Consider the following 12,328-nt stretch of genomic DNA (forward strand, 5'->3'; position numbering starts at 1 on the left):
CAGCGCCGGGAGAGGGATCTTTACAACTTTTTACGGCAGCGCGGCGACGATGGAAATCTCCACCAGAATGCTCGGCTTGGCCATTTTCGCTTCGACGGTGGCGCGGGCCGGAGCAGCACCTTTTGGCAGCCACTGATCCCACACCGAGTTCATCCCGGCGAAGTGCTCATCGATGCCGTTCAGGTAAATCGTCGCCGACAGCAAATGCTGTTTGTCGGTGCCGGCCAGATCAAGCAAACGCTCGATATTGGCCAACACGTCGCGGGTCTGCTGTTCAATCCCGGCGTCGAAGTCGTCACCGACCTGCCCGGCCAGATACACGGTACCGTTGTGGCTGACGATCTGACTCATGCGCTCATTGGTGAGCTGGCGCTGGATTGACATGTTTTGCGGACTCCTGAATTTTGTTGCCGTAACGGGAAATATCGAGGCCTTCGGCACTGATCTGCGGCTTTTTCTTCGCCATGAGGTCTGCCAGCAAGCGACCGGAACCGCACGCCATGGTCCAACCAAGCGTACCGTGACCGGTGTTGAGAAACAGATTCTTGAACGGCGTGGCGCCGACGATCGGCGTACCGTCCGGGGTGGTCGGCCGCAGGCCGGTCCAGAAACTTGCCTCGGCCAGATTGCCGCCCTGAGGATAAAGGTCGTTGACGATCATCTCCAGAGTTTCGCGGCGACGCGGGTTGAGCGACAGGTCAAAACCGGCAATCTCGGCCATGCCGCCGACGCGGATGCGGTTGTCGAAACGGGTGATCGCGACCTTGTAGGTCTCGTCGAGAATAGTCGAAGTCGGCGCCATCGCCGGGTTGGTGATAGGCACGGTCAGCGAGTAACCCTTGAGCGGATACACCGGAGCCTTGATGCCCAGCGGCTTAAGCAATTGCGGCGAGTAGCTGCCGAGGGCCAGCACGTAGCGGTCGGCGGTTTCCAGCTTGCCGTCGATCCACACGCCGTTGATACGATCACCGGCGTAGTCGAGTTTCTGAATGTCCTGACCGAAGCGGAATTCGACACCGAGTTTCACCGCCATTTCGGCGAGACGGGTAGTGAACATCTGGCAGTCGCCAGTCTGGTCGTTCGGCAGGCGCAGGGCACCGGCGAGGATGTCAGTCACACCCGCCAGTGCCGGTTCAACGCGGGCAATGCCGGCGCGGTCGAGCACTTCAAACGGCACGCCGGATTCTTTCAGCACGGCGATGTCTTTGGCGGCGCCATCAAGCTGCGCCTGAGTGCGGAACAGCTGAGTCGTACCGAGGCTGCGGCCTTCGTAGGCGATGCCGGTTTCAGCACGCAACTCATCGAGGCAGTCGCGACTGTACTCGGACAGACGCACCATGCGCTCCTTGTTCACCGCGTAACGGTTGGCGGTGCAGTTGCGCAGCATCTGCGCCATCCACAGGTACTGATCGATGTCGGCGGTGGCCTTGATCGCGAGAGGAGCGTGGCGTTGCAGCAACCACTTGATCGCTTTCAGCGGCACGCCCGGCGCGGCCCACGGCGAGGCATAGCCCGGCGAGACCTGGCCGGCGTTGGCGAAACTGGTCTCCATGGCCGCAGCCGGCTGCCGGTCGACCACCACTACTTCGAACCCGGCACGGGCCAGATAGTAAGCACTGGCGGTACCGATGACGCCGCTACCCAAGACCATTACGCGCATTTTTGTATCCCTCATCGCGGCGTGGCCGCGTACGTCTGTTGTTAGAGCAATGATGCGCGCAGTGTAAAAAAGAAATGCCAGTGCTTTTCACTATATAAGCGCCTATATTTGGCGACAATTCTCGGCAAAAACCCTTTTCACGGAGGCGCATCCCCTATGCGTACCAACACTCAGACCAAACGTGAGCTGGACAAGATTGACCGCAACATCTTGCGGATCCTGCAGGCGGACGGGCGGATTTCCTTTACCGAACTGGGCGAAAAGGTCGGGCTCTCGACCACGCCGTGCACCGAGCGCGTACGGCGTCTGGAGCGCGAAGGAATCATCATGGGCTACAACGCCCGGCTCAATCCGCAGCATTTGAAGGGTAGCTTGCTGGTGTTTGTCGAGATCAGCCTCGACTACAAATCCGGCGACACGTTCGAGGAGTTCCGCCGCGCGGTGCTGAAATTGCCGCACGTGCTGGAGTGCCATTTGGTGTCAGGGGATTTCGACTATCTGGTGAAGGCGCGGATTTCCGAGATGGCCTCGTACCGCAAGCTGCTGGGCGACATTCTGCTGAAGCTGCCGCATGTGCGCGAGTCGAAGAGTTATATCGTAATGGAAGAAGTGAAAGAGAGCCTGAGCCTGCCGATTCCGGATTGAGCACCGCGACGATCGTTCCCACGCTCTGCGTGGGAATGCCTCTTCGGACGCTCCGCGTTCGGCATTTGGGACGCAGAGCGTCCCGGGCTGCATTCCCACGCAGAGCGTGGGAACGATCATGAAACCTGTGGGAGCTGGCTTGCCAGCGATGGCGTCGACACGGTTCCGAGTGAACCCGTTAAACCAGCACCTGCCGATTCGCCGCCATGTACTCGAAAATCTGCTTCTCCACCCGCGGATGAATCAGCTCCACCGGCCGCCGCTCGTTCGGGCAAGGCAAGGTTTTGGTCGTGCCGAACAGCCGGCAAATCAACGGCCGCTCTTCATACACCGTGCAGCCATTCGGCCCCAGATGCACGCAGTTCAACTCTTCCATCGCCGCATCCTGCTCGGCGCGGGTCTTGCGCGGCAGGCGGGCCATTTCTTCCGGCGAGGTGGTCACCGGCCCACAGCAATCGTGGCAGCCGGGCACACACTCGAACGAGGGGATCTGCTGGCGCAAAGTGCGGACTGTCTGGCTGTTGCAGCTCATTGAAGCAGTGACCAAGGTGAAGTAGGCGACAATTGTGCCGCAAAAGCCGTGATCCAGACACCGCAGGCCGACCAGTGTTGCCCATGTTCGGGGGTGCGGCTTATGCTCCGTCAAATTTTCTCGACACTTAGCCGTTGGATGACGCCCATGACCGCCCGCGCCTTCACCTCCGCGAGCCAACCCCACGTTGCCTCTTACTACGCCGCCAGCAGCCTGCCGCAGCCGGATCATCCGCTGCTGCAAGGTGAGGTAGTGGCGGACGTCTGCGTGGTGGGCGGCGGGTTTTCCGGGTTGAACACGGCGCTGGAACTGGCTGAACGCGGCCTCAGCGTAGTGTTGCTGGAAGCACACAAGATCGGCTGGGGTGCCAGTGGTCGTAATGGCGGACAGTTGATTCGCGGGGTCGGTCACGGTCTTGATCAGTTCGCCAACGTCATCGGCACCGACGGCGTGCGCGAGATGAAACTGATGGGCCTGGAAGCGGTGGAAATCGTTCGCCAACGCGTCGAGCGTTTTCAGATTGCCTGTGACCTGACCTGGGGCTACTGCGATCTCGCCAACAAGCCCTCAGACCTCGAAGGCTTCGCCGAAGACGCCGAAGAACTGCGCAGCCTCGGTTATCGCTACGAAACCCGTTTGCTGCAAGCCAGCGAGATGCACACCGTGGTCGGTTCCAAGCGCTATGTCGGTGGCTTGATCGACATGGGTTCGGGGCATCTGCATCCGCTGAACCTGGCCTTGGGTGAAGCGGCAGCGGCGCAGCAGTCGGGCGCGCAGCTGTTCGAACATTCGGCAGTGACCCGTATCGATTACGGCCCTGAAGTGAAAATCCATACCGCTCAGGGTTCGGTGCGTGCCAAAACATTGGTGCTCGGCTGCAATGCCTATCTCAATGGTCTGAATCCGCAACTCAGCGGCAAAGTCCTGCCCGCCGGCAGCTACATCATCGCCACTGAACCGTTGAGTGAAGAACAGGCGCACAACCTGCTGCCGCAGAACATGGCGGTCTGCGACCAGCGTGTCGCACTGGATTACTACCGGCTCTCGGCGGATCGTCGTTTGCTGTTTGGCGGTGCCTGCCATTATTCGGGGCGCGATCCGAAGGATATCGGCGCCTACATGCAGCCGAAGATGCTCGAGGTATTCCCGCAACTCGCTGGCGTAAAGATCGACTATCAGTGGGGCGGCATGATTGGCATCGGCGCCAACCGCTTGCCGCAAATTGGCCGGCTCAATGATCAGCCGAACGTGTACTACGCCCAAGCCTATTCCGGCCACGGCGTGAATGCCACGCACCTGGCGGGCAAGCTGCTGGCCGAGGCGATCAGCGGGCAGCACAGCAGAGGTTTTGATCTGTTTGCCAAGGTGCCGCACATCACTTTCCCGGGCGGCAAACATTTGCGTTCGCCGCTGTTGGCGTTGGGAATGTTGTGGCATCGGATGAAAGAGTTGACCTAACCCCCCCCTCTGTTGATCGTTCCCACGCAGAGCGTGGGAACGATCAGTGGTTGTCAGATCCGCCAGAACGGCTTCAACCCCTCTTCCTGCGCCTGCTCACGGGTCAATCCGATGTCCTTGAGCTGATCCGCCGTCAGCGCCAGCAACGCCCTGCGCGTGTGCAGACGATGCCACAACAGACTCCAGCGATTCAGGCCGGACGGTGGCTTGCGCATGATCTCATTGCGCGCACTGTCCTTCTGCCCTGCCGCCAGTTCCTGACTGTGTAACGTCAGCCGCACATCGCTCAAGCCGTTCATTTTCAATGCTCCTGTTTACTTGGGTAGCCAGAGATTCCATGATGCGCGGGCGAGCAAAACCATTACAGATTCAAAGCAACTGTATTAACTCCATACAGATTTGCCACTTTACCCACTGAATTGTCGATTTTTGCCGCATCTGTACTGGTTTATTGAATCACCGCACCGAGGCAGCGCCATGACCCTTTATGTAAACCTCGCCGAATTGCTCGGTACACGCATCGAAAACGGCTTCTATCGACCCGGCGATCGGTTGCCGTCGGTGCGCGCCTTGAGCGTCGAACACGGGGTCAGCCTGAGCACGGTGCAACAGGCTTATCGCATGCTCGAAGACAGCGGTCTGGCCACGCCGAAACCCAAATCCGGCTACTTCGTACCGGTCGGGCGCGAGTTGCCGGAGTTGCCCGCCATCGGCCGCCCGGCGCAACGGCCGGTGGAGATTTCGCAGTGGGATCAAGTGTTGGAATTGATTCGCGCGGTGCCGCGCAAGGATGTCGTGCAACTGGGTCGCGGCATGCCGGACATCAGCTCGCCGACCATGAAACCGCTGTTGCGCGGCTTGGCACGGATCAGCCGCCGCCAGGACATGCCCGGTTTGTATTACGACAACATCCACGGCACCCTCGAATTGCGCGAGCAGATCGCTCGACTAATGCTCGATTCCGGCTGCCAGTTGAACGCCAGCGACCTTGTCATCACCACCGGTTGTCATGAGGCGCTGTCTACCAGCATCCATGCGATCTGCGAGCCGGGCGACATCGTTGCAGTGGACTCGCCTAGCTTTCACGGCGCCATGCAGACGCTCAAAGGCCTGGGCATGAAGGCTCTGGAAATTCCCACCGACCCGCTCACCGGGATCAGCCTCGAAGCGCTGGAACTCGCACTCGAACAATGGCCGATCAAGGTCATTCAGCTCACCCCGAATTGCAACAACCCGCTCGGCTACATCATGCCGGAGTCGCGCAAACGCGCCCTGCTCAACCTCGCGCAGCGCTTTGACGTGGCGATCATCGAGGACGATGTGTATGGCGAACTGGCCTACACCTACCCGCGCCCACGCACGATCAAATCCTTCGACGAAGACGGCCGCGTATTGCTGTGCAGTTCGTTTTCCAAGACCCTGGCGCCGGGGCTGCGCATTGGTTGGGTCGCACCGGGCCGATACCTCGAGCGGGTGCTGCACATGAAATACATCAGCACCGGATCGACCGCACCGCAGCCGCAGATCGCCATCGCCGAATTCCTCAAAGCCGGCCATTTCGAACCGCACTTGCGGCGCATGCGCACGCAATACCAACGCAGTCGCGACCTGATGATCGACTGGGTTACCCGCTATTTCCCGGCAGGCACCCGCGCCAGCCGGCCGCAAGGCAGTTTCATGTTGTGGGTCGAATTGCCGGAAGGTTTCGATACCTTGAAACTCAATCGTGAGTTGCACGACCAAGGCGTACAGATTGCCGTCGGCAGCATTTTTTCCGCCTCGGGCAAGTACCGCAATTGCCTGCGGATGAACTACGCTGCCAAACCGACAGCGCAGATCGAAGAGGCGGTGCGCAAGGTCGGCGAGACGGCCGTCAGATTACTGGCCGCAGCCGACTGACCTTTTTCCAGAGAACCGCGTCCATATGCCGACCCTAGCCGCCATTCGGAATGACCCTACGTGAGCTTCAGACAGCCCCTGTTCGCTTTGCTGATACTCGCCTCGTTCCTGAGCGGCTGTGCCAGTCTCGATGTTCCGCGCGAGCCGAGTCAGGCATTGCCGGCGACAGACTCCAGCTTCGGCCGTTCGATTCAGGCGCAAGCGGCGCCCTATCAAGGCCGCTCGGGGTTTCGCCTGCTGTCCAACAGCAGCGAGGCGTTCACCGCCCGCGCCGAACTGATCCGCAACGCCCAGACCAGCCTCGATCTGCAGTACTACATCGTCCACGATGGCATCAGCACGCGGATGCTGGTGGAGGAACTGCTCAAGGCTGCCGATCGTGGCGTACGCGTGCGCATCCTGCTCGATGACACCACCAGCGATGGCCTCGACCAGATCATCGCCACACTCGCGGCGCATCCGCAGATTCAGATTCGTCTGTTCAATCCACTACACCTTGGCCGCAGTACCGGCGTCACGCGGGCAGCAGGCCGCTTGTTCAATCTATCGCTGCAACACCGGCGCATGCACAACAAGCTGTGGCTGGCGGATAACAGCGTGGCCATCGTCGGCGGGCGCAATCTGGGTGACGAGTATTTCGACGCCGAGCCGAACCTGAATTTCACCGACATCGACATGCTCAGTGTCGGGCCGGTGGCCGAGCAGCTCGGACACAGTTTCGACCAGTACTGGAACAGCGCGCTGAGCAAACCGATCGACGAGTTCCTTACCAGCCAACCTACCGCCAAGGACCTGGAGAACACCCGCACACGCCTGGAAGAATCGCTGGAAGACACCCGCAAACAGAATCACGCGCTGTATCAGCAGTTGATGACGTTCAAGACCGAACCGCGCATGGACATCTGGCGCAAAGAGCTGATCTGGGCGTGGAATCAGGCGTTGTGGGATGCGCCGAGTAAAGTGCTGGCCAAGGGCGAACCGGATCCGCAATTGCTGCTGACCACGCAACTGGCACCCGAGCTCAGAGGCGTGAGCAAAGAGCTGATCATGATTTCGGCCTATTTCGTACCAGGCCAGCCGGGACTGGTGTACCTGACCGGTCGCGCCGATGCCGGCGTCTCGGTGAGCCTGCTGACCAACGCGCTGGAGGCCACCGATGTGCCGGCGGTGCATGGCGGATATGCACCGTATCGCAAGGCGCTATTGGAGCACGGCGTGAAGTTGTACGAACTGCGGCGCCAGCCTGGGGATAACTACGGCAGCGGCCCGCATGTGTTTTACAGCAAGTCGTTTCGCGGTTCCGATTCAAGCCTGCACAGCAAAGCGATGATTTTTGATCGGCAGAAGTCGTTTATCGGCTCATTCAACTTCGACCCGCGCTCGGTGCTGTGGAACACCGAAGTCGGGGTCTTGGTCGACAGCCCCGAGCTGGCCGAGCATGTGCGTGAACTGGCCTTGCAGGGCATGGCGCCCGCGCTGAGTTATGAGGCGAAGTTACAGAATGGTCAGATTGTCTGGATGACTGAGGACAACGGCCAGATGCACACCCTGACCAAGGAGCCGGGGAGTTGGTGGCGGCGGTTCAATGCTTGGTTCAGCACCACGGTAGGCCTTGAGCGAATGCTTTAATAAAGCAAAAGATCGCAGCCTTCGGCAGCTCCTACAGTTGAAATGCATTCCTTCTGTAGGAGCTGCCGAAGGCTGCGATCTTTTGATGTCAGGCAGGCTCAGTAACTGCGCCAAATGCACCTTGGCGCAACAGCAATATCACCAACCCAAACGCCCCAATCGCCATCAACAACGGCAACGCATGCCCGTTGATCCACTGACTTCCCGCCCCCGCCGCCAGCGGCCCGATCAGACAACCGACGCCCCAGAGCTGCGCGATATGCGCATTGGCGCGCACCAGCGCATCGTCGCGATAACGCTCGCCAATCAGAATCAGCGACAGGGTAAACAAACCACCGGCACTCGCCCCGAACAGCACCCACAACGGCCAAATAAGTAGCGTATCGAGCAACAGCGGAATCGCCAGACTCGACAGCATCAACACCACCGCACAACCTGCGAACAAAGTACGTCGCGACAGGTAATCGGCCAACGCGCCAATCGGCAGTTGCAACAACGCATCACCCACCACTACGGTGCTGACCATCGCCAGTGCAATCTCGGCGGTAAAACCCTGCTGCAGGCAATACACCGGCAGCAGCGTCAGGATCATCGCCTCGAACGCGGCGAACAATGAAACCGCCCAGGCAATCGCCGGCAGCTCACGAGCGAATCCCCACAGGTCACGGAACGTTACGCTGCTCGCTTCGCTGCTTGGTGCACCGCTGCGGCCCAGCAGCAACAATGGCGAAACCAGCAGCAGGCCGACACCGACCCAGAAACCGTAGTCATGCTCGGTGCCCAGCGCGCCCAACAGTAACGGGCCGCAGAGCTGGCTCAACGCATAGCTGCTGCCATACAGCGCCACCAGGCGACCGCGCCAGTTTTCGACCACCAGTTGATTGATCCAGCTCTCGCCGAGGATGAACACGATGGTCAGGATCACGCCGATCATCAGGCGCAGCACCAGCCAGATCGGATAACTCGGTAACAACGCCAGCAAACCGATAGACAATGCCCCAGCCCACAGGCACAGGCGCATCAGGTTCGCCGTGCCAAAGCGCGCCGCCAAATGACTGGAAATCTTCGCGCCCAACAACACGCCAATCGCCGGCATCGCGGCCATTACACCGATGGCGAAGGAACCGTAACCCCAGCCTTCCAGGCGCAAAGAAACCAGCGGCATACTGACCCCCAGGGCCAGACCGACACTCAAGACAGACGCCAACACGGCGAAATACGTCGCCCACCGCATGTTCCACGCTCCTGTGGATTATTTTTATGTGCACCACAAAACCAATGTGGGAGCGAGCTTGCTCGCGAATACGGGTTCACATTCAGCAGGTCTGCTGACTGATACTCCGCTTTCGCGAGCAAGCTCGCTCCCACAGGGAATCTCTGTCTGGTTCGGGAGCCTGGTTGAATCAGGCTCCCTTCAGCGGTTTATAGCTTGATCCACGTCGCCTTCAACTCGGTGTACTTGTCGAACGCGTGCAGCGATTTGTCGCGACCGTTGCCCGATTGCTTGAAGCCACCGAACGGCGCGGTCATGTCGCCGCCGTCGTACTGATTGACCCACACGCTGCCGGCGCGCAGGGCCTTGGCGGTCAAGTGCGCCTTGGAGATGTCCTGGGTCCAGACTGCTGCGGCCAGGCCATACGGCGTGTCGTTGGCGATCTGGATGGCTTCCTCGGCAGTATCGAAAGCGATAACCGACAGCACCGGCCCGAAGATCTCTTCCTGAGCGATCTTCATCGCGTTGCTCACGCCGTCGAAAATCGTTGGCTCGACGTAGGTGCCACCGGTTTCCTGCAGGATGCGCTTACCGCCAGCGACCAGTTTGGCGCCGTCGGTATGGCCGGACTCGATGTACGACAGCACGGTATTCATCTGCTGCGTATCCACCAGTGCACCGACGTTGGTCGCCGGATCCAGCGGATTGCCCGGCTTCCAGGCTTTCAACGCCTCGATCACCATCGGCAGGAATTTATCCTTGATCGAACGCTCCACCAGCAGACGCGATCCGGCGGTGCAGACTTCGCCCTGGTTGAAGGCGATAGCGCTGGCAGCGGACTCGGCGGCGGCTTGCAGATCCGGCGCATCGGCAAAGACGATGTTCGGGCTCTTGCCGCCAGCTTCGAGCCAGACGCGTTTCATGTTCGATTCGCCGGAGTAGATCATCAGTTGCTTGGCGATCTTGGTCGAACCAGTGAACACCAGTGTGTCGACATCGTTGTGCAGCGCCAGCGCCTTGCCAACGGTGTGACCGTAACCCGGCAGCACGTTGAGCACGCCCTTCGGAATGCCGGCTTCAACGGCGAGCGCAGCGATGCGGATGGCGGTCAGCGGGGATTTTTCCGACGGTTTGAGGATCACCGAGTTACCGGTCGACAGTGCCGGACCGAGTTTCCAGCAGGCCATCATCAGCGGGAAGTTCCACGGCACGATGGCGCCGACCACGCCCACCGGCTCGCGGGTCACCAGACCCAGCTGGTCGTGCGGCGTAGCAGCCACTTCGTCGTAGATCTTGTCGATCGCTTCACCGCTCCAGCTCAGCGCTTGCGCCGCGCCCGGGACGTCGATGTACAGCGAGTCGCTGATCGGCTTGCCCATGTCGAGAGTTTCGAGCAGGGCCAGTTCTTCGGCGTGCTGCTTCAGCAGGCTGGCAAAACGGATCATGGTGGCTTTGCGTTTGGTCGGTGCCAAGCGCGACCAGACACCGGAATTGAAGGTGGCGCGGGCATTTTCCACGGCACGCTGGGCGTCGGCGGCGTCACAACTGGCGATTTTGCCAAGCAGACGGCCATCGACCGGGCTGATGCACTCGAAGGTCTCGCCGGAGACGGCTTCGGTGTATTCGCCATTGAGGTAGGCGCGGCCTTCGATTTTCAGGTCACGGGCGCGTTGTTCCCAGTCGGCACGAGTCAGGGTGGTCATTTCGAGTGTCCTCCGCTTGTTGAATACGAGCGCCGCGCGTTCTTCGCCAGCGTCCTCAGGAATTCTGCCCGGCCAGCCGGTTTTTCGGCCAGAGGCACCCGCCACCCTAAACCAGCGGCCGGGGTTGTTTCAATATATTTGACATAAGGTGGCCATACGGCCTTGCGGTGTTGATTTTAATCAACATAGACTTTGGCCCTTTCCAGCCAATCGCGCCGTATTCACGGGGGATAACAACAATGAACATCCAGAACGTCGTCGACATCAGCCTCACCAGCAGCGAAGCCGAACGTTATCGCCCGGACCCGACCAAAGTGCTAAAGGGTGACCCGGAGCAAGCCGTGTTCCATCAATACGACAGCCCTTGTGGGCAAATGGGCGTTGGCGTGTGGGAAGGTGCGGTTGGGCAATGGACAGTGAATTACACCGAGCATGAATACTGCGAGATCTTGCAGGGCGTTTCGGTGCTGCGTGATGGCGAGGGTAATGCCAAGACGTTGCGTGTTGGTGACCGGTTTGTGATTCCGGCGGGGTTTCGTGGCACTTGGGAAGTGCTGGAGGTTTGCCGCAAGGTCTATGTGATCTTTGAACAGAAAAGCTGATCCGACACACACGGTGACGAGCAGGGTAAGGCATATCCAGCAGATTTGAGTGAAACTTCGGCTGGGCGCTTAGGAATCGAGAAAAGATCAGTCAAACCAGGAGGTTAGTCTGATTCGATGAATAGGGGCCTCAACTCAAACCAAAGCAAGGAGGCACAATGTCCAGTCAATGCAATCTCTACAACGCGCAATTTTTCCTCGGTGATGTTGCTACTACTGACAACCTGCTCGCTGTGCGCAACGCAGCCGGAGTAACAAAGCATCGCCTCGAAGTGCCGGATGGCATGTACAACCTGCGCACTGATGCGGACCGCATCAGAGTCCTGGTCAACGAGAAAAACGAGATCATTGAACTGATCTGTGGTTGATCGATCAGGCTTCAAGGCAACAAAAAAGGCCCGTATCGTGAGATACGGGCCTTTTTCGTAAGTCGGGAAAAATCAATTACTTGATTTTGCCTTCCTTGTAGATCACGTGCTTGCGAACAACCGGATCATATTTCTTGATCTCGATTTTGTCCGGGGTAGTACGCTTGTTCTTGTCGGTAGTGTAGAAGTGACCAGTACCGGCGCTCGAGATCAAACGAATCAATTCACGCATGATTAGCTCCCTTAAATCTTGCCATCGCGGCGAAGTTCGGCGAGCACGACAGTGATGCCACGCTTGTCGATGATACGCATGCCTTTGGCAGATACGCGCAGACGCACAAAACGTTTCTCTTCTTCAACCCAGAAGCGGTGATGCTGCAGGTTCGGCAGGAAACGACGACGGGTTTTGTTGTTTGCGTGGGAAATGTTATTCCCAGTCACCGGACCCTTACCGGTAACTTGACATACTCTCGACATGCCTCAGCCCTCTAAAACCACATGCCCAACCCGGCATGGGTTGGCCGCTTAATCTCTCAGTCATTTGGCGCCAGGCGCCGCGTTTCTTTAGAGGTCTTACCGGCTACACCTACAGTGAAGGAACCGGGCCCCTAGAAAAGAG

General features: G+C 59.3%; 14 protein-coding genes. 6 read left to right on the top strand and 8 right to left on the bottom strand.

The genetic code is table 11. The annotated features are described in order from the left end of the window. Positions 1-30 precede the first annotated feature (30 nt). Both FGA82_RS02500 and dadA read right to left on the bottom strand, forming a co-directional pair. Positions 31-384 (bottom strand): RidA family protein, encoded by a 354-nt coding sequence (locus tag FGA82_RS02500; protein ID WP_008086784.1) that lies wholly within the window; start codon positions 382-384, stop codon positions 31-33. After that, on the bottom strand, positions 356-1,660 hold the full coding sequence (gene dadA / locus FGA82_RS02505) for a D-amino acid dehydrogenase (protein WP_064389549.1): 1,305 nt from the start codon (positions 1,658-1,660) through the stop codon (positions 356-358). The genes FGA82_RS02500 and dadA overlap by 29 nt, the downstream gene beginning before the upstream one ends. 156 nt (positions 1,661-1,816) lie before the next feature. On the opposite strand from dadA, the gene FGA82_RS02510 reads away from it, so the two are divergent. Beyond that, positions 1,817-2,305: an Lrp/AsnC ligand binding domain-containing protein gene (locus tag FGA82_RS02510; RefSeq protein ID WP_003177284.1), complete on the top strand. Its 489-nt coding sequence runs from the start codon at positions 1,817-1,819 to the stop codon at positions 2,303-2,305. 178 nt (positions 2,306-2,483) lie between these two features. On the opposite strand, the gene FGA82_RS02515 is transcribed toward FGA82_RS02510, so the two are convergent. Next, on the bottom strand, positions 2,484-2,837 hold the full coding sequence (locus FGA82_RS02515) for a YkgJ family cysteine cluster protein (protein ID WP_038359217.1): 354 nt from the start codon (positions 2,835-2,837) through the stop codon (positions 2,484-2,486). Positions 2,838-2,984: 147 nt separating this feature from the next. On the opposite strand from FGA82_RS02515, the gene FGA82_RS02520 reads away from it, so the two are divergent. Next, a complete protein-coding gene (locus FGA82_RS02520; protein ID WP_141125916.1) occupies positions 2,985-4,295 on the top strand; it encodes an NAD(P)/FAD-dependent oxidoreductase in 1,311 nt (436 codons plus the stop codon). A gap of 53 nt (positions 4,296-4,348) precedes the next feature. On the opposite strand, the gene FGA82_RS02525 is transcribed toward FGA82_RS02520, so the two are convergent. After that, positions 4,349-4,594, bottom strand: a complete 246-nt coding sequence (locus tag FGA82_RS02525; protein ID WP_141125917.1) for a DUF1127 domain-containing protein — start codon at positions 4,592-4,594, stop codon at positions 4,349-4,351. Between the two features lie 178 nt (positions 4,595-4,772). Here FGA82_RS02525 and FGA82_RS02530 point away from each other — a divergent pair, with 178 nt between their 5' ends. Further along, positions 4,773-6,194 carry a PLP-dependent aminotransferase family protein gene (locus tag FGA82_RS02530; protein ID WP_141125918.1) on the top strand — a complete coding sequence of 474 codons (1,422 nt, stop codon included), beginning with the start codon at positions 4,773-4,775 and terminating at the stop codon, positions 6,192-6,194. A gap of 60 nt (positions 6,195-6,254) precedes the next feature. Then, entirely contained in the window at positions 6,255-7,823 is a 1,569-nt protein-coding gene (locus FGA82_RS02535) for a phospholipase D family protein (protein ID WP_141125919.1), read from the top strand. 88 nt (positions 7,824-7,911) lie between these two features. On the opposite strand, the gene FGA82_RS02540 is transcribed toward FGA82_RS02535, so the two are convergent. Next, a complete protein-coding gene (locus tag FGA82_RS02540; protein ID WP_141125920.1) occupies positions 7,912-9,057 on the bottom strand; it encodes an MFS transporter in 1,146 nt (381 codons plus the stop codon). Positions 9,058-9,245: 188 nt separating this feature from the next. Next, on the bottom strand, positions 9,246-10,739 hold the full coding sequence (locus FGA82_RS02545) for an aldehyde dehydrogenase (RefSeq protein ID WP_141125921.1): 1,494 nt from the start codon (positions 10,737-10,739) through the stop codon (positions 9,246-9,248). 239 nt (positions 10,740-10,978) lie between these two features. On the opposite strand from FGA82_RS02545, the gene FGA82_RS02550 reads away from it, so the two are divergent. Then, the gene (locus FGA82_RS02550) at positions 10,979-11,341 is read left to right on the top strand and encodes a cupin domain-containing protein (protein ID WP_141125922.1); all 363 of its coding nucleotides are present in this window, start codon (positions 10,979-10,981) and stop codon (positions 11,339-11,341) included. Positions 11,342-11,499: 158 nt separating this feature from the next. After that, positions 11,500-11,709, top strand: a complete 210-nt coding sequence (locus tag FGA82_RS02555) for a hypothetical protein (protein ID WP_007920378.1) — start codon at positions 11,500-11,502, stop codon at positions 11,707-11,709. A gap of 76 nt (positions 11,710-11,785) precedes the next feature. Here the strand turns inward: FGA82_RS02555 and rpmG are convergent, their stop codons facing one another. Both rpmG and rpmB read right to left on the bottom strand, forming a co-directional pair. Beyond that, complete coding sequence (gene rpmG, locus FGA82_RS02560) at positions 11,786-11,941, bottom strand: 50S ribosomal protein L33 (protein ID WP_003177274.1); 156 nt, start codon at positions 11,939-11,941, stop codon at positions 11,786-11,788. A gap of 11 nt (positions 11,942-11,952) precedes the next feature. Then, positions 11,953-12,186, bottom strand: coding sequence for a 50S ribosomal protein L28 (gene rpmB, locus FGA82_RS02565; RefSeq protein ID WP_007920377.1), 234 nt, complete (start codon positions 12,184-12,186; stop codon positions 11,953-11,955). Positions 12,187-12,328 lie beyond the last annotated feature (142 nt).

Origin of the sequence: Pseudomonas fluorescens (genome assembly GCF_005938625.1) — a bacterium.
GTDB classification, from domain to species: domain Bacteria; phylum Pseudomonadota; class Gammaproteobacteria; order Pseudomonadales; family Pseudomonadaceae; genus Aquipseudomonas; species Aquipseudomonas fluorescens_BD.

What these genes read in the sequence shown, in the direction of transcription:
- FGA82_RS02500 (WP_008086784.1), bottom strand. Translation starts at nt 384, where the DNA reads ATGTCAATCCAGCGCCAGCTCACCAATGAGCGCATGAGTCAGATCGTC.
- dadA (WP_064389549.1), bottom strand. Translation starts at nt 1,660, where the DNA reads ATGCGCGTAATGGTCTTGGGTAGCGGCGTCATCGGTACCGCCAGTGCT.
- FGA82_RS02510 (WP_003177284.1), top strand. Translation starts at nt 1,817, where the DNA reads ATGCGTACCAACACTCAGACCAAACGTGAGCTGGACAAGATTGACCGC.
- FGA82_RS02515 (WP_038359217.1), bottom strand. Translation starts at nt 2,837, where the DNA reads ATGAGCTGCAACAGCCAGACAGTCCGCACTTTGCGCCAGCAGATCCCC.
- FGA82_RS02520 (WP_141125916.1), top strand. Translation starts at nt 2,985, where the DNA reads ATGACCGCCCGCGCCTTCACCTCCGCGAGCCAACCCCACGTTGCCTCT.
- FGA82_RS02525 (WP_141125917.1), bottom strand. Translation starts at nt 4,594, where the DNA reads ATGAACGGCTTGAGCGATGTGCGGCTGACGTTACACAGTCAGGAACTG.
- FGA82_RS02530 (WP_141125918.1), top strand. Translation starts at nt 4,773, where the DNA reads ATGACCCTTTATGTAAACCTCGCCGAATTGCTCGGTACACGCATCGAA.
- FGA82_RS02540 (WP_141125920.1), bottom strand. Translation starts at nt 9,057, where the DNA reads ATGCGGTGGGCGACGTATTTCGCCGTGTTGGCGTCTGTCTTGAGTGTC.
- FGA82_RS02545 (WP_141125921.1), bottom strand. Translation starts at nt 10,739, where the DNA reads ATGACCACCCTGACTCGTGCCGACTGGGAACAACGCGCCCGTGACCTG.
- FGA82_RS02550 (WP_141125922.1), top strand. Translation starts at nt 10,979, where the DNA reads ATGAACATCCAGAACGTCGTCGACATCAGCCTCACCAGCAGCGAAGCC.
- FGA82_RS02555 (WP_007920378.1), top strand. Translation starts at nt 11,500, where the DNA reads ATGTCCAGTCAATGCAATCTCTACAACGCGCAATTTTTCCTCGGTGAT.
- rpmG (WP_003177274.1), bottom strand. Translation starts at nt 11,941, where the DNA reads ATGCGTGAATTGATTCGTTTGATCTCGAGCGCCGGTACTGGTCACTTC.
- rpmB (WP_007920377.1), bottom strand. Translation starts at nt 12,186, where the DNA reads ATGTCGAGAGTATGTCAAGTTACCGGTAAGGGTCCGGTGACTGGGAAT.